Annotated in this window: 20 protein-coding genes, 1 pseudogene and 1 riboswitch; of the genes and pseudogenes, 7 read left to right on the top strand and 14 right to left on the bottom strand. The window is 65.7% G+C overall.

Annotated elements, in window-relative coordinates:
• The 3 genes and pseudogenes from NX773_RS18315 to NX773_RS18305 form a co-directional block, all read left to right on the top strand.
• Window positions 1-732: pseudogene (locus NX773_RS18315) on the top strand (hypothetical protein); the annotation flags it as partial.
• A 12-nt stretch (window positions 733-744) separates the two neighbouring features.
• Window positions 745-1,719 carry a hypothetical protein gene (locus NX773_RS18310; RefSeq protein ID WP_258857730.1) on the top strand — a complete coding sequence of 325 codons (975 nt, stop codon included), beginning with the start codon at window positions 745-747 and terminating at the stop codon, window positions 1,717-1,719.
• A 67-nt stretch (window positions 1,720-1,786) separates the two neighbouring features.
• Window positions 1,787-2,050, top strand: coding sequence for a PAAR domain-containing protein (locus NX773_RS18305; protein WP_258857729.1), 264 nt, complete (start codon window positions 1,787-1,789; stop codon window positions 2,048-2,050).
• A 41-nt stretch (window positions 2,051-2,091) separates the two neighbouring features.
• Here NX773_RS18305 and NX773_RS18300 read toward each other — a convergent pair whose 3' ends face one another.
• From NX773_RS18300 to hppD, 4 genes are all read right to left on the bottom strand, one after another.
• Window positions 2,092-3,852, bottom strand: a complete 1,761-nt coding sequence (locus tag NX773_RS18300; protein ID WP_258857728.1) for a M14 family metallopeptidase — start codon at window positions 3,850-3,852, stop codon at window positions 2,092-2,094.
• 125 nt (window positions 3,853-3,977) lie between these two features.
• Window positions 3,978-5,564, bottom strand: a complete 1,587-nt coding sequence (locus NX773_RS18295) for a S41 family peptidase (protein WP_258857727.1) — start codon at window positions 5,562-5,564, stop codon at window positions 3,978-3,980.
• A gap of 212 nt (window positions 5,565-5,776) precedes the next feature.
• On the bottom strand, window positions 5,777-9,328 hold the full coding sequence (locus NX773_RS18290; RefSeq protein WP_258857726.1) for an indolepyruvate ferredoxin oxidoreductase family protein: 3,552 nt from the start codon (window positions 9,326-9,328) through the stop codon (window positions 5,777-5,779).
• 149 nt (window positions 9,329-9,477) lie between these two features.
• A complete protein-coding gene (hppD, locus tag NX773_RS18285; RefSeq protein WP_258823063.1) occupies window positions 9,478-10,587 on the bottom strand; it encodes a 4-hydroxyphenylpyruvate dioxygenase in 1,110 nt (369 codons plus the stop codon).
• A gap of 128 nt (window positions 10,588-10,715) precedes the next feature.
• Between hppD and NX773_RS18280 the strand changes: the two genes are divergently transcribed.
• Entirely contained in the window at window positions 10,716-11,216 is a 501-nt protein-coding gene (locus tag NX773_RS18280; protein WP_258823062.1) for an Lrp/AsnC family transcriptional regulator, read from the top strand.
• A gap of 141 nt (window positions 11,217-11,357) precedes the next feature.
• Here the strand turns inward: NX773_RS18280 and NX773_RS18275 are convergent, their stop codons facing one another.
• The 6 genes from NX773_RS18275 to NX773_RS18250 form a co-directional block, all read right to left on the bottom strand.
• Entirely contained in the window at window positions 11,358-12,002 is a 645-nt protein-coding gene (locus NX773_RS18275; protein ID WP_258857725.1) for a GNAT family N-acetyltransferase, read from the bottom strand.
• A gap of 170 nt (window positions 12,003-12,172) precedes the next feature.
• Window positions 12,173-13,699, bottom strand: a complete 1,527-nt coding sequence (locus tag NX773_RS18270; RefSeq protein WP_258857724.1) for a diguanylate cyclase domain-containing protein — start codon at window positions 13,697-13,699, stop codon at window positions 12,173-12,175.
• A gap of 55 nt (window positions 13,700-13,754) precedes the next feature.
• On the bottom strand, window positions 13,755-14,993 hold the full coding sequence (locus NX773_RS18265) for a multifunctional CCA addition/repair protein (protein WP_258857723.1): 1,239 nt from the start codon (window positions 14,991-14,993) through the stop codon (window positions 13,755-13,757).
• A gap of 3 nt (window positions 14,994-14,996) precedes the next feature.
• Entirely contained in the window at window positions 14,997-15,713 is a 717-nt protein-coding gene (locus NX773_RS18260) for a glutathione S-transferase family protein (protein WP_258857722.1), read from the bottom strand.
• 15 nt (window positions 15,714-15,728) lie between these two features.
• Entirely contained in the window at window positions 15,729-16,694 is a 966-nt protein-coding gene (locus NX773_RS18255) for a complex I NDUFA9 subunit family protein (RefSeq protein ID WP_258857721.1), read from the bottom strand.
• A 13-nt stretch (window positions 16,695-16,707) separates the two neighbouring features.
• Entirely contained in the window at window positions 16,708-18,765 is a 2,058-nt protein-coding gene (locus NX773_RS18250) for a lytic transglycosylase domain-containing protein (RefSeq protein WP_258857738.1), read from the bottom strand.
• Between the two features lie 34 nt (window positions 18,766-18,799).
• Between NX773_RS18250 and NX773_RS18245 the strand changes: the two genes are divergently transcribed.
• On the top strand, window positions 18,800-19,426 hold the full coding sequence (locus tag NX773_RS18245; RefSeq protein WP_258857720.1) for a 5-formyltetrahydrofolate cyclo-ligase: 627 nt from the start codon (window positions 18,800-18,802) through the stop codon (window positions 19,424-19,426).
• Between the two features lie 133 nt (window positions 19,427-19,559).
• Here NX773_RS18245 and metF read toward each other — a convergent pair whose 3' ends face one another.
• The 4 genes from metF to metK all read right to left on the bottom strand — a co-directional run bounded on the left by metF (window position 19,560) and on the right by metK (window position 23,652).
• A complete protein-coding gene (gene metF, locus NX773_RS18240) occupies window positions 19,560-20,393 on the bottom strand; it encodes a methylenetetrahydrofolate reductase [NAD(P)H] (RefSeq protein ID WP_258857737.1) in 834 nt (277 codons plus the stop codon).
• Window positions 20,389-20,733 carry a phage holin family protein gene (locus NX773_RS18235; RefSeq protein WP_258857719.1) on the bottom strand — a complete coding sequence of 115 codons (345 nt, stop codon included), beginning with the start codon at window positions 20,731-20,733 and terminating at the stop codon, window positions 20,389-20,391. The genes metF and NX773_RS18235 overlap by 5 nt, the downstream gene beginning before the upstream one ends.
• An 80-nt stretch (window positions 20,734-20,813) precedes the next feature.
• Complete coding sequence (ahcY, locus tag NX773_RS18230; RefSeq protein WP_258857718.1) at window positions 20,814-22,226, bottom strand: adenosylhomocysteinase; 1,413 nt, start codon at window positions 22,224-22,226, stop codon at window positions 20,814-20,816.
• Between the two features lie 26 nt (window positions 22,227-22,252).
• Window positions 22,253-22,325, bottom strand: a riboswitch (S-adenosyl-L-homocysteine riboswitch).
• A gap of 160 nt (window positions 22,326-22,485) precedes the next feature.
• Complete coding sequence (gene metK, locus NX773_RS18225) at window positions 22,486-23,652, bottom strand: methionine adenosyltransferase (protein ID WP_258857717.1); 1,167 nt, start codon at window positions 23,650-23,652, stop codon at window positions 22,486-22,488.
• A 185-nt stretch (window positions 23,653-23,837) separates the two neighbouring features.
• Here metK and NX773_RS18220 point away from each other — a divergent pair, with 185 nt between their 5' ends.
• Both NX773_RS18220 and NX773_RS18215 read left to right on the top strand, forming a co-directional pair.
• Entirely contained in the window at window positions 23,838-24,689 is an 852-nt protein-coding gene (locus NX773_RS18220) for a lysophospholipid acyltransferase family protein (protein ID WP_258857716.1), read from the top strand.
• The gene (locus NX773_RS18215; protein ID WP_258857715.1) at window positions 24,686-25,552 is read left to right on the top strand and encodes an LpxL/LpxP family acyltransferase; all 867 of its coding nucleotides are present in this window, start codon (window positions 24,686-24,688) and stop codon (window positions 25,550-25,552) included. The genes NX773_RS18220 and NX773_RS18215 overlap by 4 nt, the downstream gene beginning before the upstream one ends.
• Window positions 25,553-25,555 lie beyond the last annotated feature (3 nt).

Raw genomic sequence — 25,555 nt, 5'->3', positions numbered from 1 at the left:
GAATCCGGAGCAGCAAAGCTGATCAATGCAATGCCGCCAGCTTGGGCAAAAGAGTTTACAGGAAGCATGAAGCACCCTCCTCTGGAGATGAAGAGAAGAAAGCTCGACGAGCTGATGAGAGAACATCCCCACCATCCCAAGCTTGATCGAAATATCGTCGAAACCTTTTCAGCACGCGGTGCGCTACGAGCGGACGCGATTAGGGGTCCTGCAAAACTATATCGGATCGTCGATCCATCCAACGAAGGCGCTGGCATGTTTTGGATCTCTGAGGAGGCATTCAAGGCCCTCAAGAACCGGGATGAATGGCGCAGCAAGTTCGCCGTTAAGCCAGATTGGAATCAGAACGGTTGGTTTGTAGAATACGAGGTTAAAGCTGGGGAGACGCTGCACGTATGGCGCGGCCCTGCCGCCAGCCAAAAAATTGACGGGACGAGTTATTACCTGGAAGGTGGCGGCGAACAAATTGTGTTTTGTCCGGCAAGCCGAGATAAGATGATTAATGCATTGCCGAGAGTTGATCGGAAGACTGGCGCAATCATCACAAATCATTCAGGTGCCGCAGATCGACGCGTAGAATTTACCGACGTTACGGGCGAGGTGGCCCCGAGCAAACTACGTGCACAAATTACGGACTCCCACATCAAGGGCCCCATCGAAACCGGATGGGGAACGGCCGACTTCTCAGCGCAGGAAGCCAAACGAATTCTGATCACCGTTCCCACAACGTAAGCGGAGAAGGACATGCGAGATCTACATCGCGAAGCGGCAATTTGGTACCTCTTCACGTCACCGGATTTCTTTGAGCTAGCTGCCGCGGAATGCGAGGGAACGACGAGGTGGTTCGGCGAGCTCGCCATTTCACGCAAAGTCGCGAACTTTGGCAGAAACAACCAGGTCTTCGACACCCTCAACAAGCGCGCGAAGAACTTCAGGCGAGGGGCCGAACTGGCGAGACTAGGTGACTACATGCTCGCATGGGATACTGCTGCTTCGATCCGCGGGGATATGCGCGGCATGATGGAGCAACCACTGCACAGCTGGATGACCGAAGCGGAGTACGAAGAGTTTAATGACGTTCGGACCGACAAACTGTCGGCATTTGCCCGCCAAATCGAGCACGCGCTCCATAACGCACTGTGGGGATTTAAGAGCTACGAGAACCCCCTACCGAGTTGGCCTGAGAGCATTAACTATGATGGCGGCTTTCCCGGAGACGAAATTGCTCAGTCCTATGATTCGACTGTAATTTGGTACAAGGGACAGTTGCCATGGGTGCTCCCCGACCCGTTGCCCGAATATGCAGTAGACAGGTCAATCTCATGCCAAACAGGTGACGAAGTGCCCTGGACCGGGGTTTGGTACCCCAGTACCGGCATGGAACGGCACAGCTTAACCTTTGCGATAAAGGGGCTGCGGATGCAGCCTGCCTATCGAGTGGTCAAAACGACAGAGGAACTCCGAACAGAGAGCAACATGTTCCCGCCGCCCGAAACGCTCGCCGTGCCGACAACCTGGCATCCGCTTATCCCAACCGTTAAGCCGGTTGAGGCAAATACTGAGCTATGGGCTAAGGCAGGCCAACCGTGTCCGAAAGCAGGTGTTTGGCAGGCACCGGATCCCGGCGCGGTTCCACGGGCCTATGCGGCAGACGAAAAAATGGCCAATCTTGGATGCACGTATGGCATCACGGTATGGCGTTGGATGGCCGAACGATAAACCGACTGAGTGCAGCGATTCAGATTCCAGTGCCTTGGCAGCCAACGACAAGATGTGGAGGAAGACCATGAAGGGCGTGATCAGAGTTGGTGACTCTACCAGTCATGGCGGCAAGGTCGTCGCAGCGTCCAGTGCGGTTGCTGTGCACGGCGTTGCGGTCGCCCGGCAGGGAGATGCTTGCACTTGCCCAGTCAACGGTCATTCGTCATGCGTCATCACCGAAGGGGACCCGACGGTACTGGACGATGGTAAGCCGGTCGCTTTCGAAGGGCACAAGACATCATGCGGCGCGACCCTTATCTCCTCCATCCCTACTTCAGGTAGGGTTTGATCTCGGGGCGCCGCGCCGCCGGCGGGGCAATTCTCAACAGACTACAGCGCAGCGTCAGTACGCATCACCGGATACAGGTTCAGGCGCTCGTCCCACGACGGGTGGCGGCGCGCGAAGAACTCCAGGCGCGCGTGCGGGTTCTTTGCGAACGCTTCGTCGGTGTCGAGCCTGCGCCGGAACTCGGCAGCCAGCGCCGGATCGGCCGCCAACTGCTCGCGCGCCACGTCCTCGGCCACGTACTCTTCCATGTACTCCTTGCGCTCGAAGGCGTTGTTGAATTCGCCCCAGGCCAGCAGCGAGTCGGGCGCCTGCGGCTCCAGCAGGGCCATCACCAGGCGCGCCTTGGGCTGGGCGATCGGCACGAACAAGGAGCCCGCGGAGATGGCGCGCGGCTCATGCTTCCACGCGCCCTGCACCGTCAAGCGCTGGTGCGACTCGAACGAGGTCTTCGAAAAGCTGGCCTGCTCGGCGCGGAAGGTCTCGACGTCGCCCTTGTCCTGCGCGCGGCCCAGCACCTTGAAGGCGATGTCGTGCTGCCTGAGCTTCTTGCCGACCATCTCCGCAAACGCGGCCGGCACGATGTAGCCTGCGCCGGGCGCCGCCACCTGCACATCGGGCACCACCTCGTCGCGCAGCGGAACGTGCCAAACCTGAGGCTTCGATTCGTCGTAGTGGGTCATCATCATGCCCGACACCTCGGACTGGGTGCGGGTGTAGGCATAGCCCTGAAAGTCCACCATGCGCGTCCTGTCGGTGGTCTTGTACGACAGCGGGACCAGGCTGCCGGCCAGCTTCTGCGCGCGCATGTCGGCGGCCCATGCGTCCTGCTGCCACTGCCTGCCGTTCTTCGCCACCTGCTCCAGGATCGACACCACGGTGTTGTGGGTCACGCGCACGCGCGTCGCGTAGTCCTTCCACGAGTGGGTCTCAACCAGCAGGCTGATGCGGTTACGCAGCTGGAAGTAGCCGGTCGAGAAGCGCGGCTCGTACACCGCGTCCGCAAAGCCGGAGGATGGGTCGTCGGTCTTCACGAACGACATGTAGTACGACTGCGGCGTCGAGCCCTGCTGGCTGATGTCGGCGATCACGCCGCTGCGCAGGGCCAGTCCGTCCTTGCGGAACTGCTGGTCGCCCGAGTTCACCGGCTCGACCTGGATCGACACGTCGTGCTGGAACATGGCGCCGTCGGTCACGTGCAGGTCCACATAGGTGAGCGGGTCCCAGGCGTTCACTAGCGCCAGCATCGCCTGCATCTCGGGCGCGTCGGCCTTCATGTAGTCGCGGTTCAGGTTGAAGTTCTGGGCGGTCGTGCGCCAGCCCATCTCGACCGGTCCGCGCTGGTTGGGGCGGTTCCATTTGGCGAAGCGCTCGTGGCCATCGACGTTGAAGACGGGGACGAACACCAGCACCTGCTTATCGAGCACGCCCCTGGCCAAGCGCCCTTCGAGCACCTCGCGCAGCGCCAGGAAACCGGCGTCCTTGCCGTCGATCTCGCCGGCGTGGATGCCGCCCTGGATCAGGGTGACGGGCAGGCCCTGCTTTTTCGCCGCTTGCGCGGTCAGTGCGCCGCTGCCGCTGGCAACCAGCGCCAGCATCGGCCTGCCTTCCGGGGTGCGGCCGAATTCGACGCATTTGACCTGCCGCGGCCAGGCCTGCTGGAACGCGGCACACAGCTTGACCACTTCGTCATAACGGCCGGTGCGGGCAAAGCCGGAGCGCTCGGAGACAGTGGACAGGTCGGGCGCGGCGTGCGCCAGGGGCACTGCGGCCAGCAGGGCAGTCAATACGGCGGGACGGATCATCGGCAAGCTCCGGCAGGTAGGTTGCAAAGCCGATGATTATAGTCGGGATGCGCGCGCAGGAGACGCGGGCAGCCCTTCGCCTGCGCACGTCGCCCCGGCCGGGACGACGCGCCGTGAGAGAAGGCTTAATGCCGGTCCGGCATCACCGCTACCTCGGCCGCCTGCGGCCGCACCAGTTGCAGCGGCTGCTGCAGGGCGCGCGACGAGGACGAGGCCGGGCAGGTCCCGGTGGCGTTGTACGACAGCGCGGCCGCGAGCAGCCCTTCGGCCGGGTCGCCAAGCGCATGGGTCATGTCGTCGCCCACGCTGCAGGTCGGCGCCATGCCGTCGGTATAGTCGCCGTAGCCTTTCTGGTTCGCGCCCTTGAACTCGATCGAGAAGTAGGTGGTGCCGCAGTTCGGCGTCGGCGTGAAGGCGTAAGGCTTGCCGCAGGTCTGGCCGCCGATAATGTTCACTTCGACATCCACACCGCGCAGGCTGTTGATCACCGATTCGCTCGCCGAGCAGGTGCCGGCCGTGGTCAGCACCGTCACGCGCTTCAGGCCCAGGTAGGGCAGCGCACTGCCCGCCTTGGCGGGGACCGGCGCCGGAAAGCCGTAGGCGGTGGTGCGGAACCCGATCGCCGGCTGCGGTGCGGTCTTGTCGTTGTAGACCGGCTGCTCGAATATCTTGCCGGTGGTGGGCCCGGGACCGGCGATCATGTACGCCAGTTCGCTGGCCACGTACAGCAAGCCGCCGCCGTTGTAGCGCATGTCCAGCACCAGGTCGCTCACGCCGGCGGTCTTGAGCTGGCTGATGGCATCGATCAGCTGCTTTTCCGAGACGTTGTTATGGCTCTGGAAGTCGATATAGCCGACCTTGCCCGCCGCGGTATCGATCACCTTGACAGTCTTCACCGGCGCCACGTTCACCTGCGCTGCCTTCATCGACACATCGTAATTGCTCCCGTTGCGGCGCAGGGTGAACGTATGGACCGAGCCCTCGACCTCGGGATTGAGTCCGGCATTGATCTTGTCTACCAATGCCTTGTCGGTTGCGTTGACGAAGTCCACACCGTCCAGCGTGATCAACAGGTCGCCGCGCTGGATGCCGGCGGCGGCGGCCGGCGAGCCCGGCTCGACCACGGTGGCGAGCCAGGTGCGCGGCGCCGTGGCGCTCCCGCGCGACCAGGTAATGCCGTAGCCAAGGTCGATGCCGTTGTTCAGCGACTCCCACTCGGCGGTCGGGTAGGTGAAGTGGTACTTGTCCTTTGGCTTGCCCGACGCGGTCAGCTCGGGCGTCTTGAGCACCGCGAAGTAGTCCAGCGCATTGGTGTAATCCGCCATGTGGATGTTGGTCGGGATTTCCTTGTACCAGAGGTAGAAGGCGTCGGCCCAGCCGCGCAGGAACTTGAGCTCGTCCAGCAGCGTACCCTGGCGGTCCGGGTACGGCTTGCCGCTCGCGTCCAACCCGGTGCGCGGCACTGCGCACGAGTTCCAGTAGGTCGAGAAGACCGTATTGATGTCGGGGATCGCGTCCGGCGTGTCGTTCCCGGTCGGTGGCGGCGGCTGGGTGGTGGTACCGCCGTCACCGCCGGAACCGGTGGGGCCGCCAATGTTGGGGGAACCGCCTCCGCCGCCGCAGCCGGCCAGCAGCAACGCCGCGGCGAGTACGGAAGGGATCAGGCGAGTGGTGAAGGTCGAACGACCAGAGCGCAGGAAGTCCAGTTTCATGCTCCCGATTATAGTCGGGGCCGCCTGCCGGTAGTTGCAACTATCTGTAACCGTTGGAAATCGGGGACATTCCATCCACGGTGGATGAGATTTCGCAAACGAACAGCATGCGATGCCAGCGCAAGCCTCATGTCCGGTTAGACGGCGCGCAGCACCACGTGGGCAGGCAAAACTGCCCACGTTTCAATATTGCGAAACGCGCCGTCCGGGCCTCAGGCCGCCTGCGGGGCTGCCCCGGGCGCGGCGTGGAAGGCCGCCACCAGCTGGGCCTCCTTCGCCTTGGCCGCCTTCAGGTTGCGCTCCTTGACGTGGCCAAAGCCGCGGATCTCTTCCGGGATGCTGGCGATCGCCACGGCCTGTCCAAGGTTCTCGGCATTGAGCCTGCCCAGCAGCGCCTCGACCGTTTCGCGGTACTGCTGGATGAGCGCGCGCTCGGTCTTGCGCTCGCCGGTGTAGCCGAAGATGTCCAGCGGCGTGCCGCGCAGGCCCTTGAGCCGGGCCAGCAGGGCGAACGCCTTCATCATCCACGGACCGAACTCCTGCTTGAGCAGGTGCCCTTCCTTGTCGCGCCTGGCGAACAGTGGCGGCGCCAGGTGGAACTTGAGCTTGATGTCGCCTTCGAACATGGCGCCGATCTTTTCCTTGAACGCCGGGTCGGTGTACAGGCGCGCCACTTCGTACTCGTCCTTGTACGCCATCAGCTTGTAGAGGTACCTGGCCACCGCCTCGGTCAGGCGGGTGCCGCTGGCCAGCCTGGCTTCCTCGGCGCGGACCTTCTCGACAAACGATTTATACTGTTTTGCGTAATCTGCGTTCTGGTAAGCCGTCAGCAGCGCGACGCGGCGTTCGACGATTTCGTCCAGGCCCTGCGCGCGCTTGAACTCGATGACCTTGGCCGGGGTGGTCATCCTGGCCACCATCGACAGGTCGTGCGCCGCGGTGCGGCCCCAGTTGAAGGCGGCCTTGTTGAATGCGACCGACACCCCGTTCAGCTCGATCGCCTTCATCAGCGACGCCTCGGTCAGCGGCACATGGCCCTTCTGGAATGCGTAGCCGAGCATGAACATGTTGGTGGCGATCGAGTCGCCTAGCAGCGTGGTGGCCATGTGGCCGGCATCGACGAAATCGACGTTGCCGCTGCCGACGGCCTGCACGATGGCGCCGCGCGACCCTTCGGCCGGGAACTGCCAGTTGGGGTCCTTGATGAAGGCGGCGGTGGTGGCGCCGGTGCCGTTGACCACGGCCCAGGTGCGGCCCTCGCCCATGCGCGAGAGCGCGTCGCGGCTGGCGGTCACGATCTGGTCGCAGCCGATCACGAGGTCGGCGCTGCCGGTACCCACGCGGGTCGAGTACAGGTCTTCCTGGCGGTCGGCCAGCTTCACGTGCGACATCACCGGGCCGCCTTTCTGGGCCAGGCCGCTCATGTCCAGCACCAGCGCGCCCTTGCCCTCCACATGCGCCGCCACCGCCAGGATCTGGCCGACGGTGACCACGCCGGTGCCGCCGATGCCGGTGACGAGGATGCCGAACGGAGTGCTGGTCGCCGGAATGCTCGGCATCGGCAGCAGCGGCATCGATGCTTCGCCTTGCGCGGCCTTCTTCGGTTTCTTGAGGCCGCCGCCTTCAACCGTCACGAAGCTCGGGCAGAAGCCGGTCACGCACGAGAAGTCCTTGTTGCACGAGGACTGGTTGATCTGGCGCTTGCGGCCCAGTTCCGTTTCGAGCGGCTCGACCGACAGGCAGTTGGACTGCCTGGAGCAGTCGCCGCAGCCCTCGCACACGGCTTCATTGATCACGGCGCGCTTGGCCGGATCAGGGTAGGCGCCCTTCTTGCGGCGGCGCCGCTTTTCGGAGGCGCAGGTCTGGTCGTAGATCATGGCCGACACGCCCTTCACCTGGCGCAGCTCGCGCTGCACCTCCATCAGCTCGGAGCGGTGGCGCACGGTCACGCCGGCGGCCCACGGGTAGTCGTCCGGGTATTTTTCCGGCTCGTCGGTCACGACCACGATCGGGGTCACCCCTTCGGCGGCGAGCTGGCGCGAGATCTTGCCCGGATCGAGCGGGCCATCCACGTTCTGGCCGCCGGTCATCGCCACCGCGTCGTTGTACAGGATCTTGTAGGTCATGTTGACCTTGGCCGCCACCGCCGCGCGGATCGCCAGGCTGCCGGAGTGGAAATAGGTGCCGTCGCCCAGGTTGGAGAAGATATGTCCTTCGCTGGTGAACGGCGCCTGGCCGATCCAGGGCACGCCCTCGCCGCCCATGTGGGTGAAGGTCGAGGTCTCGCGGTCCATCCACAGCACCATGTAATGACAGCCGATGCCGGCGGTCGCGCGCGAGCCTTCCGGCACCTTGGTCGAGCTGTTGTGCGGGCAGCCGGAGCAGAAATACGGAATGCGGTCGGTCTCGGGATTGGCCTTGGACGGGATGTTCTTCAGGACCAGCTCTTTGGCTTCGAGGAAGGCGATGCGCTCCTTGACGCGCTGCTCGACGGGGTGGCCGGCGCAGTAGTGCGAGATGCGCGAGGCGATGGCGCGCGCGATCTGCGCCGGGTTCAGTTCGTAGGTCGCGGGCAGCAGCCAGTCGCCGTGGCCCATGCGGTTCTTGTTGCTCCACTCCCCGGTGTCGTCGAACTTGCCGACCACGCGCGGGCGCTCGCCGTCCGGCAGGTTGTACAGCTCTTCCTTGAGCGCGTACTCGAGCACCTGGCGCTTTTCTTCCACCACGATGATCTCGTCCAGGCCGCGCGCGAATTCGTGCACGCCTTCCGCTTCGAGCGGCCAGGTCATGCCGATCTTGTACAGGCGCAGGCCGATGTCGGCGGCCGCCTGCTCATCGATGCCCAGGTCGGCCAGCGCCTGGCGCGTGTCCACGTAGGATTTGCCGGCGGTGATGATGCCGATCTTCGGCCGCGGGCTGTCCCAGATGATCCGGTTCAGCTTATTGGCGCGGGCGTAGGCAAGCGCGGCGTACCACTTGTGGTTGGTCATCCGCACTTCCTGGTCGAGCACGGCGTCCGGCCAGCGCAGGTTCAGGCCGCCCGGCGGCATCTCGAAGTCGGTCGGGGTCACGATCTGCACGCGGTCCGGGTCCAGGTCCACGACCGCGCCGGACTCGATGGTGTCGGTCACGCACTTCATCGACACCCACAGGCCCGTGTAGCGGCTCATCGCCCAGGCGTGCAGGCCGTAGTCGATGTACTCCTGGATGGTGGCCGGGTACAGCACCGGAATACCACAGTGGTGCAGGATGTGGTCGGACTGGTGCGCGGTCGAGGACGACTTGGCCGCGTGGTCGTCGCCGGCCAGCACCAGCACGCCGCCGTGTTGGGCGCTGCCGGCGTTGTTGCCGTGCTTGAAGACGTCGCCGCAGCGGTCCACGCCCGGGCCTTTGCCGTACCACATGGCGAACACGCCGTCGTACTTGGCGCCTTCGAACAGGTTCGACTGCTGGGAGCCCCACACCGCAGTGGCGGCCAGATCCTCGTTCATCCCGGGATGGAAGTGGACGTGGTGCGCCTCGAGGTGCTTTTTGGTCTTCATCGCAGTTTGGTCGATCTGCGTGACCGGCGAGCCGCGGTAGCCGGTGATGTAGCCGGCGGTGTTCAGGCCGGCCTTCTCGTCGCGCTCACGCTGCAGCATCGGCAGGCGGATCAACGCCTGGGTGCCGGTCATGAAGGCCTTGCCGCGTTCAAGCGTCCACTTGTCGTCGAGCGTGATCTCGTGCGCGGGCGCGAGGGCCGCGCGTTCCTGCGGTGCGTTCATTGGGGTGTCTCCGTTGTTCTTGCGTTTGCCGCTGTGCTGCGGCTGGTTGGACGCGTGGGCAGGAAACCTGCCCACCCTACAAAGGCGGATGTTCGTAGGGTGGGCAGATTTCTGCCCACGCGTTCAACAGGTGTCTGCTACCCGCGGCCTTACGCGGTGGCGGGGTCTTTCAGCACGCCGCGGCGAATCTGGTCCAGCTCGATCGATTCGAACAGCGCGCGGAAGTTGCCCTCGCCGAAGCCCTGGTCGCCCTTGCGCTGGATGATCTCGAAGAAGATCGGGCCGATCACGTTCTGGGTGAAGATCTGCAGCAGCAGCTGGCTGCTGCCGTTTTCGGGCGTAGAGCCGTCGATCAGGATGCGCAGGCGGCGCAGCTCGTCCACGTTCTCGCCATGGCCCGGCAGGCGGCGGTCCACCAGCTCGTAGTAGGTGTCGATCGTGTCCTGGAACGGGATGCCGGCGTCCTTCATGGTCTGCACCGAGCCGTACACGTTGTCCGTGCCCAGCGCGATGTGCTGGATGCCCTCGCCACGGTACTCGTCGAGGTATTCGGCGATCTGCGACTTGTCGTCGGCCGACTCGTTGATGGGGATGCGCACCTTGCCGCACGGCGAAGTCATGGCCTTGGAGGTCAGGCCGGTGAGCTTGCCCTTGATGTCGAAGTAGCGGATCTCGCGGAAGTTGAAGATCTTCTCGTAGAACTCGGCGATCTCCTTCATGTGGCCGCGATAGACGTTGTGGGTCAGGTGGTCGATGTAGGTGAGGCCGTTGCCGACCGGGTGCGGGTCGGCGCCGTCGATGGGCACGAAGTCCACGTCGTAAATGCTGATGTCGCCGATGGCGCCCGGCTGGCCCTTGCCGCGCCAGCGGTCCACGAGGTACAGCAGGGAGTCGCCCACGCCCTTGATGGCGGGGATGTTCAGCTCCATCGGGCCGTTCTGGTTATCGAAGCCCCAGGCGCCCAGCTCGAGCGCGCGCTTGTAGGCAAAGGCGGCGTCCTGCACGCGGATCGCAATCGCGCACACCGACGGGCCATGCAGGCGCGCGAAGCGCTGCGCGAACGAATCCGGCTCGGCGTTGATGATGAAGTTGATCTCACCCTGGCGGTACAGGGTCACGTCTTTGTGACGGTGGCGGGCGATGGCGGTGAAGCCCATCTTTTCGAACAGCTCACCCATTGCCTTCGGGTCCGGCGCGGCAAACTCGACGAATTCAAAGCCGTCGGTGCCCATGGGGTTGTCCCAGGGTGTGAACTCCATGGTTGTCTCCATTATTGTTTGATTGCGACAGTATAGACGTGACGAACCAGCATTAAATTTCAAATAATTCCCCCACTTTCGCAAAATGGGCAATAAAATGCTGAGAACGAAGAACCTTCGGAGGATTCATGTCAAAAATCGAGCTCGACAAAACAGACCGGAAAATCCTTGAGATTTTGCAAACCGACGGGCGGCTGTCGAACCAGGACATCGCTGAACGGGTGAGCCTGTCACCGTCGCCGTGCCTGCGCCGCATCAAGCGGCTGGAGGAAGCCGGGGTGATCCGGCAGTATGTGGCGCTGCTGGACCCCGACAAGATCGGGCTGGGCCTGCTGGCGTATGTGAACGTGCGTCTGGAAAAGCACAGCGAAGGGGCGGCCACCTCGCGCCTGCCGGCGACCTCGCCGCGCACCGATTTTGCCCAGTCGGTGGCGACCTGGCCCGAGGTAGTGGCGTGCTATGCGATGACGGGGGAGATGGATTTCCTGCTGCGCGTGCATGTGGAGGACATGGACCACTTTTCGCGCTTCATGATGGCCACGCTGCTGCGCCATCCGGCCGTGCTGGATGTGAAGTCGAGCTTTGCGCTGCAGCGGATCAAGGAGACGACGGCGTTGCCGATCGTTTAAAACAGACCGTTAGCCTTCTTCCGTCGTCCCGGCGAAGGCCGGGACCCATAGGCCGGGTGAGCAGCCGCACAATCCGCAAGCTCAGCATGGGTCCCGGCCTGCGCCGGGACGACGTTGGTTGAGGGTGCTGTCAGGCCGGCCTTACTTCTTCGGCGCCAGCCACTTCATCGCCGCGCGCGCGTTGGCCTTGACGGCGTAGTCGATCGAGGCGAACTGCTCCTCGAACGCCTCCTGCAGCACGCTGGATGGGCTGGGCGGCGGCAGCTGCAGGTAGGCGTCGGCCTCGCCGTATTCGCGCTTGATCTGCATGCCCGCTTTTTTGGCAATGTGCATCATCGTCTTGTTCGACGACAGGCACTGCATGTACAGGGTGTCGATGTCGCTGTTGCGGCAATGGATCGCGGCGCGCTCGAACAGCTTGGTTCCCACACCCTGCCCGCGCGCCGAGCTCGACACCGACACGCCGAATTCGGCGACCCGCTCCTTGCTGGTCGCCTTCTCGCGCTCGCCTTCCTTGCCCAGGAAGGCCAGGTGGCCCACGCCCACCAGCTGGAAACGCCGGTTGACCACGCCGAACACGATGTCGCGCTCGAAGTCGATCTTCGCCACGTACGATTCGATCTGCTCGTCCTTGAGCACGGTGCCAAAGCGCAGTAAGCGGTCACTATCGTCAAGCGCGAGGAAATGCCGCAGCATGCGCCGGCGGTCGCGCTCGTGCAATTCCTTCACGTAGACGGTCGGCCTGCGCAGGTTGGTCAGCCAGCGGCTTAGCGAATTGTCAGCCATAACAAATTGCTCACAGTTTTGTGCACTGCACCAATAAGTGGGCATTGTAGTGGATTTGCGCCCGCCATGCCGTTCTCGAGCGCACGCAGGATCGCTGCGTCACGGTATTCCGAAGCGCAAGTTATCACGCATGGGGCATGGAAACAATGACCGGGGTTCTGAAATGGTCTTTATGCCGCCCACTCAGCCTGCGGGCTGATGACGAACACGCCTTTGCCGGCCTGTTTGGCCTGGTACATGGCCTGGTCGGCCTGGGCCAGCAGCGCCTGGGCGCCGCGCTCGACGCCGTCGCGCCCGCGCACGCTGGCAATGCCAATGCTGGCCGAAATCCGCACCGGGTGGCCGTTGGCCCGGGTGACGCTGCGGATCGCGTCGAGCGCGGCCTGGGCCACGCGCAGCGCGCCTTCGGGCGAGTTCACCTCCTCGAGCAGGATCACGAACTCATCGCCGCCCAGGCGCGCCAGCGCATCCTCGGCGCGCAGCCTGGCCTGCACGCGCCGCGCCACTTCCTGCAGCACCACGTCGCCGGTGCCGTGGCCGTATGTGTCGTTCACCGCCTTGAAGCCGTCCAGGTCGATGAACATCACCACCACGATGGTGCCGCGGCGGCTGGCGCGCACCAGTGCGTGGTCGAGCAGGCGGGTGAGCTGGCGCACGTTGACCAGGCCGGTCAGGCTGTCGTGCTGGGCCAGCAGTTCGAGCTGCTTCGATTGCGCCTGCAGCTCGGCGGTGCGCTCGGCCACGCGCTGCTCCAGCGTCTCGTTGGCGGCCTTCAGGCGCTGGTTCACTTCGCCGATGATGCGGTAGCTGCGGCGCAGCCGTGTGCCGGCCCAGGCCAGCAGCACCAGCAGCAGGGCCGAATAGGCGAACAGCCAGCCGCGGTAGCGCTCGCGCTCGAGCAGCACGGCGTCGAACGCGCGGTCATATTCGCGTCCCAGTTGGTCCATCGCCTCGGCGGTGCGGGTTGCGGCGATGCTCGCTTCGAGCGCGTTGGCCAGCGGCCGGTTGACCAGCACCACGCGGCTCTGGCGCGCGATGGTGTCGATCGTGTCCACCACGGCCGGCGAAAACGCGATCTCCTGCGCCTCGATGTCGCCCAGGGTGTCGGCAATGCGCGCAGCCAGCTTGTCGGTGGGCGCGAGGTTGTAGCGCAGGATCTGGCTCAGCAGGTCGTTGAGCGAGGCGTCCAGGCGCAGCACGATGCGCGCCGGCGCCAGCGCGCCGCCAATGCCGGCCAGGTCGGTCTTGAGGTTGGCCACTGCCGGCGGCAGGTACAGGAGTGCGGTGCGCAGCGGCGGCGTGCGCCGCCCGAACTCGGCGGCCAGCTGCTCCTTGGCGGCGAGCGCCACTGTCAGGCGCTGGAAGGCCTCGGCGGCGGCCGGGCTGTGGGTCATCGGCAGCGCGGCCTGCAGGCGCGCGGTCAGCTCGTGCATGCGCGCCAGCGGCGCGGTCAGGCGGCGGTTGTCGGCGGCGCGGCCGATGTGGGCGCGCACGATGCTGGCGTCCCACTCGGCGTCGAGCTTCTCCAGCTCGCGCAGGTTCAGCGCCACCTGGTTTTGCGCGGCGATGTCGACCGCTTCGGTGCGGATGAACAGGAACGCCAGCACGGCGATCAGGGCCAGCACCCCGGCCAGCCCGAGCTGCAGTCGACGGCGCGAACCGAGCCTTTCCAGGCGCCGCGCCAGTACGGCAAACATCGCATCCTCCGCTACCACAACAATACAGCGACAGAGAATAACAGACCAGCCGCGTTCAGTATCGCGGATCGTGCAGCGCGGCCTTCACCGCGGCCACGCGCGCGGCATGGATCGCCTCGGGGATCTGGTCCTTGTTGTCAACGTAGCGCGCGGCCACTTCTCCGGCGTTGACGGCGCGCGCGGCCGCAAGCGCGCGCGACAGGTGCGCCGCCTGCGGGTATGGCCGTGCGCGCATCTCGTGCTCTTCGTGGCCGCGGCCGCGGTAGTCGCACTCGGCCACGAGCAGCATCTGCGCAAAGCGCTCGGGCTTGCGGAAGGCGTCGCTGCGCTCGAACAGGGTGACGATGGTGTTGGGCCGCAGTTCGAGCGCGCGGTGCACGTTCCCGTGCTCGCGCGCGGCCATCACCGCCAGGTCGCGGCAGTCGTTGGGCACGCGCAGGCGCTTGCACAGGGCCGCCACCAGCTTTGTCCCGAGCCCCTCGTGCCCGTGGTGGCTGGGCCAGCCTTCCTCGGGGGTGATGCCCTTGCCCAGGTCATGCATCAGCGCGGCAAAGCGCACCGGCAGTTCGAAGCCGCGTTCAGCGGCGTAGTCGATCACCAGCAGCATGTGCACGCCGGTGTCCACCTCCGGATGGTGCGGGGCCGGCTGCGGCACGCCCCACAGCGCGTCCAGCTCGGGCAGGATGCGCGCCAGTGCACCGCACTCGCGCAGCACCTCGAACATACGCGACGGGCGCTGTTCCATCAGCCCGCGCGCGAGCTCCTGCCACACGCGTTCGGGCACCAGCGCATCGACCTCCCCGGCCCCGACCATCTGGCGCATCAGCGCGACGGTTTCGTCGGCCACGCGAAATTCGGGAAAGCGCGCGGCAAAGCGGGCCACGCGCAGGATGCGCACCGGGTCTTCGGCAAACGCAGGCGAGACGTGGCGGAACAGGCGCGCCTGAAGGTCGGCGCGGCCGCCGTAGGGGTCGACGATGGTGCCGTCGTCGGCGCGCGCCATCGCATTGATGGTCAGGTCACGCCGCACCAGGTCGTCCTCGAGGGTGACGTCGGGCGCGGTGTGGAACACGAAGCCGTGGTAGCCGGGCGCGGTCTTGCGCTCGGTGCGGGCGAGCGCGTACTCCTCCTGCGTGTCCGGATGCAGGAACACCGGGAAGTCCTTGCCCACCGGGCGAAAGCCGGCCTTGAGCATGTCGTCGGGCGTGGCGCCCACCACCACCCAGTCACGGTCCGAGCCGGGCAGCCCGAGCAGCTCGTCGCGCACGGCGCCGCCGACCACGTAGGTTTTCATCGGTCAGTCCGGCAGCTCGTCTTCGTGGTGGGGCGCGACCTCGGTCTCGGCCAGCGCTTCCTCGACCCAGCGCGCCACAGCGGGATGGGCCAGCATGCGGTCGCAGTAAGCCTGCAGCGCCGGCGCGAGCGCCACGCCGTAGGTTTTGAAGCGCATGACCACCGGCGCGTAAAACGCGTCGGCAATCGAGAACTCGCCGAACAGGAAGCCGCGGTGGCCGAAGCGCGCCAGACACTCTTCCCAAATCTCGCAGATGCGACCGATGTCGGCCTGCGCCTCGGCGGTGCGCCCGCGCCCCGGCAGGCTGGCCTTGATGTTCATCGTCATCGCGGTGCGCAGCGCGGCAAAGCCCGAATGCATCTCGGCCACGACAGAGCGTGCCAGCGCGCGCGCGGCCACGTCCTGCGGCCACATGTGCTTGTCGGGGAACTGCTCGGCCAGGTATTCGCAGATGGCCAGGCTGTCCCAGATCGTCATGTCGCCCGCCAGCAGCACCGGGACCCGGCCCGCGCTGGAATAACGCGCAATGTTGGCGGCGGTGTCGGGCTGGTCGAGCAGCACGCGCACCTCGGTGAACGGGATGCCGAACGCCGTTGCGGCCACCCATGGGCGCATCGACCACGAGGAGTAGTTCTTGTTGCCGATGACGAGGGTCAGGCCGGGCCGGCGGGCCTGCTCGAGGGTGTGCGACAGGGTCGGATCAAGTTCGATGGTCTGCATTGTTTTCTCTTGTTGTTAGCGCCCGGCGCGGGCACGGAAGCGGTCGAGCCGTTCGACCGGCGGAGCGAGGTAGAGCGGCGCCACCGCTTCAAGGGCTGTGAGCTTGATTCCGAGCGTGTCGGCTGTCAAGGCCTGGATGGCCGGGTCGATCACGTTATCGACCCGCATGGAGGCCAGGTTATCGCGGCTCATGAGCGGCTTTCCGGGCAGGAGCTCGAACAGCATGGCCTGCAGGTAGCCCATCCAGTCGGGCAGCTCGATGATCGGGCGCTCGTGGCCGGAATAGCGGCCGGCCAGGCGCACCAGCTCGGCCAGCGTGTAGATCTGCGGCCCGCCCAGGTGGAACACCAGGTGGCGCGTGCGCAGGTCCGCCAGCGCATGGCGGAACGCGGCCGCCACGTCGCCCACGTACACCGGCTGGAAGGTCGCGGTGGCGCAGGCCAGCGGCATCACCGGCAAAAAGCGCTGCAGCCGCGCGAACATGTTCATGAAGTTGTCCTCGGGGCCGAACACCACCGACGGGCGGAAAATGGTGGCCGCCACTTCGGGGTGGCTGCGCGCCATCACCTCGCCCTCGGCCTTGGAGCGCTGGTACATCGACGGGCCGTCGCGGTCGGCGCCCAGGGCGCTCATGTGCAGGTAGCGCGGCACGCCTTCGAGCGCGCAGGCGTCCACGATCTTTTTGGGCAGCTCCACGTGGGCGCGCTGGAAGTCCGGCCCCCACGGGGTGCCGCGGCGCGAGTGCAGCAGGCCCACCAGGTTGATCGCGGCGTGGCGCCCCTGCACCAGCTCGCGCAGCGTGGCCGGGTCGTACATGTCGGCCTCGACCACGTCCACGCCGGGCAGCGGGATCAGGTGCTTGCCGTGGTCGATGCGCCGCGTCGGCACCAGCACGCGCACGCCCTCGGTCGCCAGTTGCGCCACCAGATGGCTGCCGATAAAGCCGGAGCCGCCAAACACCACCACCGTCATGTCTCGCATGGGACCTCGCTGGTCAGGGGAGAAGATTGTTCTGCCCGCGCGGCGTGATCGTGCCGAGCCGGGCCTTGAGCGACTGCGGGCGCTTGTCGAACAGGGCCGCGTAGTTGGTCGCGTTCGACATCACGTTGCGCACGTAGTTGCGGGTTTCGGAAAATGGAATGGTCTCGACGAAGATCGCGCCTTCCATGGGGGCGGCGAGCGTGCCGCGCCAGGCGCGCGCGCGGCCCGGGCCGGCATTGTAGGCGGCGGTGGCCAGCACCTGCGAGCCCTCGGCATTGGCCAGCACCATGCTCATGTAGTTGGCGCCGAGCGTGATGTTGGTCTTCAGGTCATTGAGCATGCCATGCACGAACTCGGTCAGGCCGATCTTGGCCGCCACCCATTTACCGGTGGACGGCATCACCTGCATCAGGCCCGACGCGCCCACGCCCGACTGCGCGTCGGAGACGAAGCGCGACTCCTGGCGGATCAGGCCGTAGGCCCAGGCCTTGTCCAGCCCCAGGCCCTGCGCCGTCGGGTGCATGATGTCGTCGTGCGGGTCGGGAAAGCGCTGGGTGTAGTCGAACTCGGTGCGGGTGCGCTCGGAGGTGTTGATCATCCGGTCGAGGATGTTGTTCTTGCGCGCGAACTCGGCGGCGGCCAGCAGCTGGCGTTCGTTGTAGCCGCGCAGGCCCCAGTTCCATTCGCGCGTGCCTTCAAAACGCAGGCGCATGGCGTAGAACTTGAGCGCGCGCTGGAAGTCGGGGTTGGCCGCCACCTGCGCCATCTCGGCCGGGGTGGGCGGCCGCGCGGCCGGCGGAATCGTCACCTGCTGGCCCAGCTCTTCCATCGCGAGCTGGCCATAGAAGCTGTTCTGGTCGGCGATGCGCCGGAACAGGTCCTGCGCGTCCTCGCGCTCGCCCTGCGCCAGCAGCGCGCGGCCGCGCCAGTACACCCAGGCCGGGTCGTCGCGCTGCGGCGCGGGCATGGCCTCGATAGTGGCGCGCACGGCCTTCCAGTCGCCCTGGCGCAGCGCGATGCGCGTCTTCCACTGCAGCTGCTCGGCCGACAGCGGCGCGCCGGCAGCCTTCTTCCAGTCGTCCCAGGCCTCGGGCGAGAGCGCGATCGAGGCAGCCAGCGCAATGTTCGACCAGCCGATCGCACGCTCTTCGGCAGACAGTTTGGGCCCGTTCTTTTTCAGCGCCAGGCCAGCGAGCTTGAGGCTGGTGCGCGCCATGCGGCCGACGGCGACCAGGTAGATCTGGTGCTCGGCCGCGGTCTTGCCGACGCCGCGCGCCAGCGCCAGCGCGGGCAGGTCCACCGCCTGCCCGGCGCGGGTGTCGGATGCGCCCAGCAGCTGCGCGGCGCGGCGCGCGGGGCCGGTGGCGTTCATTTCGCCGGCCAGGCGCAGCTGGGTGAGCAGGTCGGCCTGGGTGAACTGGCCAGTTTGCGCAAGCTGCACCAGCAGCGCGTTGCAGGCTTCGCCATAGCCGGACGGCATGGTGAGCAAGGCGCGTGCGTCCCTGGCCACCTTTTCGCCTTTGGCCAGCCGCGAGAGCAGCGCGTAGCAGCGGACCTGGTAATCGTCGTTCTTGACGAACAGCGGCAGCTCGCGGTCGAACGCGGGCCAGTCGCGGCGGCGCCCGAGTTCGAGCAGCCAGTCGTTGCGCAGGCGGTCGGCAATCGCGGTGCCCTCCCAGCGCCGCAGGAAGGCGCGGATTTCTTCCTGCGGTGCCTCGCGCAGCCGCGGTTTCAGACGATAATAGTCGACATAGGAAGGGATGGCGTAGCCAGGCAGGCGCGACGCAAGCGCGTTGGCCTTGGCGGCGTCATCCTGGCGCGCGGCTTCGCGCAGCAGCAGGAAAGTCTCGTCGTCGGCCTGCGGGTTGATGGCCTGGGGCGTGGCGCTGGGGACAGCCGGCTGGGCGCCCTCGCCGGCAACCGGCGGCACGACGCTTGGTGCCGGTTGGGGCGGCGCGGCCGGAACGGGCGCGCTGGCGGCGGGCGTGTCATCATCAGGCACCTGGCCCGCAAGGCAAAGGGCGCTGGCAGCGGCGAGAATCGCGCCGGTGATTAATTTCGACGGAAACATCAATGCAGCTTTCAATGTACGGTTCGTTCAAACCATGACCGGCGCATCAAGAATACCATGTGGCTCGTCCGGGCTGCCAGCCTCGGGTGCAAGTGTAACCAGCGGCAATGGCGACGAGGCCAAGCGCGCGCTGCGCGCAACGCTCAAGGCGGCACGGCGCGAGATCGGCCTGGAAAAGCGCGTACAGTGGGACGCCCACATCGGCGCGCAGGTGGTGGCCTGGTGGCGGCGCCGGCAGCCGTCGGTGCTGGGCGTGTACTGGCCGGTGCATGGCGAGCCGGACTTGCGCGCCGCGTACTCGGAGCTGGTGCAGGCGGGCGCGCAACTGGCGCTGCCGGTGGTGGTGGCGCGCGATGCGCCGCTGGCGTTCGCGGCATGGACGCCGGGCGACCCGATGGTGACAGACGGCATGGGTGTGCAGGTGCCGGGCGATGTGCATTTCGTGGAGCGGCCGCCGGCGATGCTGGTGCCCTGCCTGGGGTTCAATGCCGACGGGTATCGGCTGGGGTATGGCGGCGGGTTCTACGACCGCACCCTGGCGGCCCAGCCGCGGCCGGCCACGCTGGGGATTGCGTATGCCTGCCAGCAGGCGCTGTTCGCGCACGCGCCGCACGATGTGCCGCTGGATGTGATCGTGACCGAGATTTCGCAGGTGCGCTGAGCCCGCGCCCCCTCGAACCGTCGTCCCCGCGGAGGCGGGAACCCATGCTGAGCAAATTTGCCAGGCGGCCTTCAAACGCTGCCCGGCTTGCAAACGGTCTATGGGTCCCCGCCTCCGCGGGGACGACGTTGTTTTACTTTGCGGTCAGGCGCTGCCAGATCGCCGTGGTCGGCGCCGCCTGGTTCATGCTGTAGAAGTGCAGCCCCGGCGCGCCCCCGGCCAGCAGGCGTTCGCACAGCTCGGTCACCACGTCCAGCCCGAACGCCTTGATCGACGCGCTGTCGTCGCCAAAGCTGGCCAGCTTGAGCCGCACCCAGCGCGGGATCTCGGCCCCGCACATGTCCGAAAAGCGCGCCAGCTGCATGTGGTTCGTAATTGGCATGACGCCTGGCACGATCGGCACGTCCACGCCCAGCTTGCGGGCGTTGTCGACGAAGTGGAAATAGGCGTCGGCGTTGTAGAAATACTGCGTGATCGCCGCATTCGCCCCCGCCTTCACCTTGCGGGCAAAGTTCTGCAGGTCGTCCTGCGGCGACTTGGCTTGCGGGTGCATTTCGGGATAGGCCGCCACCTCGATGTGGAACCAGTCGCCGGTTTCGGCCCGAATGAACTCGACCAGCTCATTGGCGTAACGCAGTTCGCCCGCGCCACCGTAGCCGCTGGGCAAGTCGCCGCGCAACGCCACCAGGCGCTTGATGCCGTGCGCCTTGTAGTTGGCCAGGATGGCGCGGATCGACGCGCGCGTGCCGCCCACGCAGGACAGGTGCGGCGCGGCCTGGTGGCCTGCGCCCATGATCTCGAGCACGGTGTCGAGCGTGCCCTGCTGGGTGCTGCCGCCCGCGCCGAAGGTGACGGAAAAATACTTCGGTTGGAGTTCGCCCAGCTTTTGCCGGACGACGCGCAGTTTTTCCACGCCCTCGGGGGTCTTGGGCGGGAAGAACTCGATGCTGAAATTTGGCGTTTCAATCATTCTTGAGGATGAGAGTAGAAAGCGCCCACGAGATGATGCTGTAGAGGATGGCCGCGATGAAGGCCGAGCCGAAGCTGGCCACATTGAAGCCTTCCACCGCCTGCGCCACCAGCCAGAACAGGAAAGCGTTGATCACCAGGATGAACAGGCCCATCGACACCAGGGTGACGGGCAGGGTCAGCAACACGAGCACGGGACGGATCAGGGTATTGACCAGCCCCAGGAACAGCGCGGCGAGCAGCGCGGTAGCGAAGTCGCTCACGGTGACGGAGTGCATCAGGTAGGGCAGCGCCAGCAAGGCGGCGGCGTTGATCAACCAGGTGACGAGCAGGCGCATGGAGAATCTTTCGTGAGTGCAGTTGTTCGTATTCTAAGTCGAAAAAAAAGGCACGGCGCCTGCCGTGCCTTTCTCGCTGATCAGTAGCGGTAGTGGTCCGGCTTGTACGGGCCTTCCTGGCTCACGTTGATGTACGCGGCTTGCTCTTCGGTCAGCTCGGTCAGCTGGGCGTTGAGCTTCTTCAGTTGCAGGCGGGCGACCTTCTCATCCAGCTTCTTGGGCAGGGTGTAGACGCCCACCGGGTACTCGGCGGTGTTGGTGAACAGCTCGATCTGGGCGATGGTCTGGTTCGCGAACGACGAGCTCATCACGTAGGACGGGTGGCCGGTTGCGCAGCCCAGGTTCACCAGGCGGCCTTCGGCCAGCAGGATGATGCGGCGGCCGCTCGGGAAGATCACGTGGTCCACCTGCGGCTTGATGTTCTCCCACTGGTACTTGCGCAGCGCCGCGACTTCGATCTCGTTGTCGAAGTGGCCGATGTTGCAGACGATCGCCTGGTCCTTCATGCGCAGCATGTGCTGCTCGGTGATCACATGGTAGTTGCCGGTGCAGGTGACGAAGATGTCGCCATGTTCGGCCGCGTAGTCCATCGTCACCACGCGATAGCCTTCCATGGCGGCCTGCAGCGCGCAGATCGGGTCGATCTCGGTGACCCACACTTGCGCCGACAGCGCGCGCATGGCCTGGGCCGAGCCCTTGCCCACGTCGCCGTAACCGCAGATTACGGCGACCTTGCCGGCAACCATGACGTCGGTGGCGCGCTTGATGCCGTCCACCAGCGACTCGCGGCAGCCGTACAGGTTGTCGAACTTGGACTTGGTGACCGAGTCGTTGACGTTGATCGCCGGAAAGGCCAGCTTGCCGTCCTTGTGCATCTGGTACAGGCGGTGCACGCCGGTGGTGGTTTCCTCGGTGACGCCCTTGATGCACGGCAGGCGCTTGGAGTACCACTGCGGATCGCGCGCCAGACGCCCCTTGATCGCGTTGAACAGGCAGATCTCTTCTTCCGAGCCCGGGTTGTCCAGCACGGCGATGTCCTTCTCGGCGCGCACGCCCAGGTGCAGCAACAAGGTGGCGTCGCCGCCGTCGTCCAGGATCATGTTGGCGTGCTCGTCGCCGGGCCACTCGAAGATGCGGTGGGTGTATTCCCAGTATTCGTCCAGGGTTTCGCCCTTGACGGCGAACACCGGGGTGCCGGCGGCGGCGATCGCGGCGGCGGCGTGGTCCTGGGTGGAGTAGATGTTGCACGAAGCCCAGCGCACCTGCGCGCCGAGCGCTTCCAGCGTGCGGATCAGGACCGCGGTCTGGATCGTCATGTGCAGGGAACCGGCAATGCGCGCGCCCTTGAGCGGCTGGCTGGCGGCATATTCCTCGCGGATCGCCATCAGGCCCGGCATTTCGGTTTCGGCGATGCGGATTTCCTTCTCGCCCCAGCTGGCCAGGGAGATGTCGGCAACGAGGAAGTCTTTGATGTCTTTCAGTACGGCGCTCATCACGCCCTCCTTTCAATTAGAAAAAAGTAACGTGAGCGCGGTTGGTGATTATCCGAGCCTGGCGAAGTGGGGAACTTCGTCGCAACGCTCCTCGGAATGGGTTAGTTTAGCACGACGTGGCGGGTCGGGCTACCAAACTACGTCGTCCCCGCGAAGGCGGGGACCCATGCTGAGCTTATTTGGCCTGCGCGTTCTGCTACAAGGGCAAGCGGTCTATGGGTCCCCGCCTGCGCGGGGACGACGGGTTGGAGCGAATGGCTTACGAGAGGCCAGCCTCGGCACGCAGCAGCGCGGCCTTGTCGGTGCGCTCCCAGGTGAACTCGGGCTCTTCGCGGCCAAAGTGGCCGTAGGCGGCCGACTTGGTGTAGATCGGGCGCAGCAGGTCGAGCATCTGCACGATGCCCTTCGGGCGCAGGTCGAAGTGCTCCATCACCAGCTGGGCGATCTTTTCGTCCGAAATGACGCCGGTGCCTTCGGTGTACACGGTGATGTTGATCGGCTTGGCCACGCCGATCGCGTAGCTCACCTGCACCTGGCACTGGCGCGCCAGGCCCGCCGCCACGATGTTCTTGGCCACGTAACGCGCCGCGTAGGCGGCCGAGCGGTCCACCTTGGACGGGTCCTTGCCCGAGAACGCGCCACCGCCGTGCGGCGCGGCGCCGCCGTAGGTGTCAACGATGATCTTGCGGCCGGTCAGGCCGCAGTCGCCCTGCGGGCCGCCGATGACGAAGCGGCCGGTCGGGTTGACCAGGTAGCGGGTGCCGTTCAGCCACTCGCGCGGCAGCACCGGCTTGATGATCTCTTCGATCACCGCTTCTTCGATCTGCGAATGGGTCACGTCCGGCGCGTGCTGGGTCGAGAGCACCACGGTGTCCACCGCGACCGGGCGGCCGTCCACGTAGCGCAGCGTGACTTGCGACTTGGCGTCCGGGCGCAGCCACGGCAGGCGGCCGTCCTTGCGCAGCTGCGACTGGCGCTCGACCAGGCGGTGCGCGTAGTGGATCGCGGCCGGCATCAGCTCGGCCGTCTCGTCGCAGGCGTAGCCGAACATCAGGCCCTGGTCGCCGGCGCCCTGGTCCAGGTCCAGGCCCGCGCCTTCATCCACGCCCTGGGCGATGTCGGGCGACTGCTTGTCATAGCAGACCATGACGGCGCAGCCCTTGTAGTCGATGCCGAACTCGGTGTTGTCGTAGCCGATGCGCTTGATGGTGTTGCGCGCGACGTGAATATAATCGACGTTGGCGTGGGTGGTGATTTCGCCCGCCAGCACCACCAGGCCGGTGTTGCACAGCGTTTCGGCCGCCACGCGGGCGCGCGGGTCCTGCTCGAGGATGGCGTCGAGGATGGCGTCGGAAATCTGGTCCGCGACCTTGTCGGGATGGCCTTCCGAGACCGATTCGGAAGTGAAGAGGAATTCGTTGGACATTGAGGCTCCAGTTACTGTTCAATAAAAACATGCCGCAGCAACAGGTGCCTGCGACGCTTTAGCGAGATTTATATTCCGCTTCGCAAGTTGTCATTAACTCCGCGGATCCTGCTGGAAGTGGTATTTTACGCTCTTTTGTGATTTTGTTGAGGTGGCCTGCTCGCGCTTGTACCTCGATCAATCGAATGCTTGTTTTCTTATTCCGCGTCATTTCTTACTTGCCACTGCCTGTGCTACACACCCTCGGGTCGGCGCTGGGCTGGCTGGTGTATCTCGTTTCTCCCACGCATCGGCGGCGCCTGCGGGGCAATCTTGAACAGGCCGGCTACGGCGAGCACCTGCATGCGGCCGTGGCCGAATCCGGCAAGGCGATCACCGAACTGGCGTTTGCCTGGTGCGCCGATCCGGAGCGGGTGGCGCGCCACATCACGGTAGAAAACTACGACATCGTGCGCAAGACCCTGGACGCCGGGCGCGGCATCGTATTCCTGACCCCGCACCTGGGCTGCTTCGAGCTCACCGCGCAGCGCGTGGCGCGCGACATTTCGCTCACCGTAATGTACCGCCCGCCGCGCAAGGCGGCCTTGAAGCCGCTGGTCGAGGGCGCGCGCGCGCGCCAGAACCTGCACCTGGCGCCGGCCAATCTGTCCGGCGTGCGCATGCTGGTCAAGTGCCTGAGGAGCGGCGAGCCGGTCGGCATCCTGCCGGACCAGGTGCCGCAGGAAGGCGAAGGCGTGTGGGCGCCGTTCTTCGGCCGTCCCGCTTACACCATGACGCTGCCGGCCAAGCTCGCACAGTTGGGCAAGGCCGACATCCTGCTCACCTACGCCGAGCGCCTGCCGCACGGCCAGGGCTACGTGATCCGCTTCTTCCCGTTCGAGGGCGACCTGTCCGGCACGCCGGCGCAGCAGGCCGCCGCGATCAACCAGGCGATGGAGCGGCTGATCGCGCGCTGTCCGGCCCAGTATTTCTGGAGCTACAACCGCTACAAGCAGCCGCAGGGCGTGGCCGCGCCGGAATCCGAGGCGGTCGCATGAGGCTGCTGATTCTCTTTATGTGGCTGCTGCACTTCCTGCCGTTGCCCATCCTGGGGCGCTTCGGCGAGGCCGTGGGCAGCCTGATGTACGTCATGATTCCCAAGCGCCGCAAGATCACGCTGACCAATTTGCGGCTGGCGATGCCGGAGCTGTCGGAACAGGAGCGCCGCGCGATCGCGCACAAGCACTTCCAGAACTACGCGCGCAGCATCTTCGAGCGCTCGCTGCTGTGGTGGGCGCCGGCCGAACGCCTGCGCCGCCTGATCCATATCGAGCCGGCGGTGCCGCAGGCCGAGATGGAAAGCGGCCCCACCATCCTGCTGTGCCCGCACTTCGTGTGCCTGGACGTGGCCGGCGTGGCCTCGCGCGTGATCCCGGTCTCGACCATTTACGTGCCGCAGAAGAACAAGACCTTCGACGCGCTGCTGCGCCGCGGGCGCGAGCGCTGGGGCCCGGTACGCCTGATCACGCGCAACGAGGGCATCAAGCCGATCCTGCGCGCGCTGCGCGACGGGCTGCCCTACTTCATGCTGCCGGACATGGACTTCGGCGAAAAGGACGCCGCCTTCGTGCCCTTCTTCGGCGTGCCGGCCGCGACCCTGACCGCGCTGCCACGCTTGGCCGCGACCACGGGCGCCAAGGTGATCCCGGTGGTGGCCACCTTCCTGCCCAATTACCAGGGCTGGCGCGTGGTGTTCTATCCGAAGTGGGAAAATTACCCGGGCGAGGACATTCTGGAGGCGACCCGCCGCATGAACGCTTTCATCGAGGAACGCGTGCGCGAGGCGCCGTCGGAATATTTCTGGACCCACAAACGCTACAAGACGCGCCCGCCGGGCGAGCCTTCGCTCTACGATCTCTGACAA

It is taken from the genome of Massilia solisilvae (genome assembly GCF_024753215.1).
Classification (GTDB): Bacteria; Pseudomonadota; Gammaproteobacteria; order Burkholderiales; family Burkholderiaceae_D; genus Telluria; species Telluria solisilvae.
The sequence above is the reverse complement of the archived record's forward strand: the minus strand, read 5'-3'. Positions and strand labels throughout refer to the sequence as shown.

Excerpts from the sequence above, each read along its gene's own strand:
- NX773_RS18270 (WP_258857724.1), bottom strand. The coding sequence starts at position 13,699 with ATGTTTGCCGTACTGGCGCGGCGCCTGGAAAGGCTCGGTTCGCGCCGT.
- NX773_RS18265 (WP_258857723.1), bottom strand. The coding sequence starts at position 14,993 with ATGAAAACCTACGTGGTCGGCGGCGCCGTGCGCGACGAGCTGCTCGGG.
- NX773_RS18295 (WP_258857727.1), bottom strand. The coding sequence starts at position 5,564 with ATGAAACTGGACTTCCTGCGCTCTGGTCGTTCGACCTTCACCACTCGC.
- NX773_RS18220 (WP_258857716.1), top strand. The coding sequence starts at position 23,838 with ATGCTTGTTTTCTTATTCCGCGTCATTTCTTACTTGCCACTGCCTGTG.
- NX773_RS18260 (WP_258857722.1), bottom strand. The coding sequence starts at position 15,713 with ATGCAGACCATCGAACTTGATCCGACCCTGTCGCACACCCTCGAGCAG.
- NX773_RS18255 (WP_258857721.1), bottom strand. The coding sequence starts at position 16,694 with ATGCGAGACATGACGGTGGTGGTGTTTGGCGGCTCCGGCTTTATCGGC.
- NX773_RS18310 (WP_258857730.1), top strand. The coding sequence starts at position 745 with ATGCGAGATCTACATCGCGAAGCGGCAATTTGGTACCTCTTCACGTCA.
- NX773_RS18245 (WP_258857720.1), top strand. The coding sequence starts at position 18,800 with ATGACCGGCGCATCAAGAATACCATGTGGCTCGTCCGGGCTGCCAGCC.
- ahcY (WP_258857718.1), bottom strand. The coding sequence starts at position 22,226 with ATGAGCGCCGTACTGAAAGACATCAAAGACTTCCTCGTTGCCGACATC.
- NX773_RS18300 (WP_258857728.1), bottom strand. The coding sequence starts at position 3,852 with ATGATCCGTCCCGCCGTATTGACTGCCCTGCTGGCCGCAGTGCCCCTG.
- hppD (WP_258823063.1), bottom strand. The coding sequence starts at position 10,587 with ATGGAGTTCACACCCTGGGACAACCCCATGGGCACCGACGGCTTTGAA.
- NX773_RS18275 (WP_258857725.1), bottom strand. The coding sequence starts at position 12,002 with ATGGCTGACAATTCGCTAAGCCGCTGGCTGACCAACCTGCGCAGGCCG.
- NX773_RS18215 (WP_258857715.1), top strand. The coding sequence starts at position 24,686 with ATGAGGCTGCTGATTCTCTTTATGTGGCTGCTGCACTTCCTGCCGTTG.
- NX773_RS18290 (WP_258857726.1), bottom strand. The coding sequence starts at position 9,328 with ATGAACGCACCGCAGGAACGCGCGGCCCTCGCGCCCGCGCACGAGATC.
- NX773_RS18235 (WP_258857719.1), bottom strand. The coding sequence starts at position 20,733 with ATGCGCCTGCTCGTCACCTGGTTGATCAACGCCGCCGCCTTGCTGGCG.
- NX773_RS18250 (WP_258857738.1), bottom strand. The coding sequence starts at position 18,765 with ATGTTTCCGTCGAAATTAATCACCGGCGCGATTCTCGCCGCTGCCAGC.
- NX773_RS18280 (WP_258823062.1), top strand. The coding sequence starts at position 10,716 with ATGTCAAAAATCGAGCTCGACAAAACAGACCGGAAAATCCTTGAGATT.
- metK (WP_258857717.1), bottom strand. The coding sequence starts at position 23,652 with ATGTCCAACGAATTCCTCTTCACTTCCGAATCGGTCTCGGAAGGCCAT.
- NX773_RS18305 (WP_258857729.1), top strand. The coding sequence starts at position 1,787 with ATGAAGGGCGTGATCAGAGTTGGTGACTCTACCAGTCATGGCGGCAAG.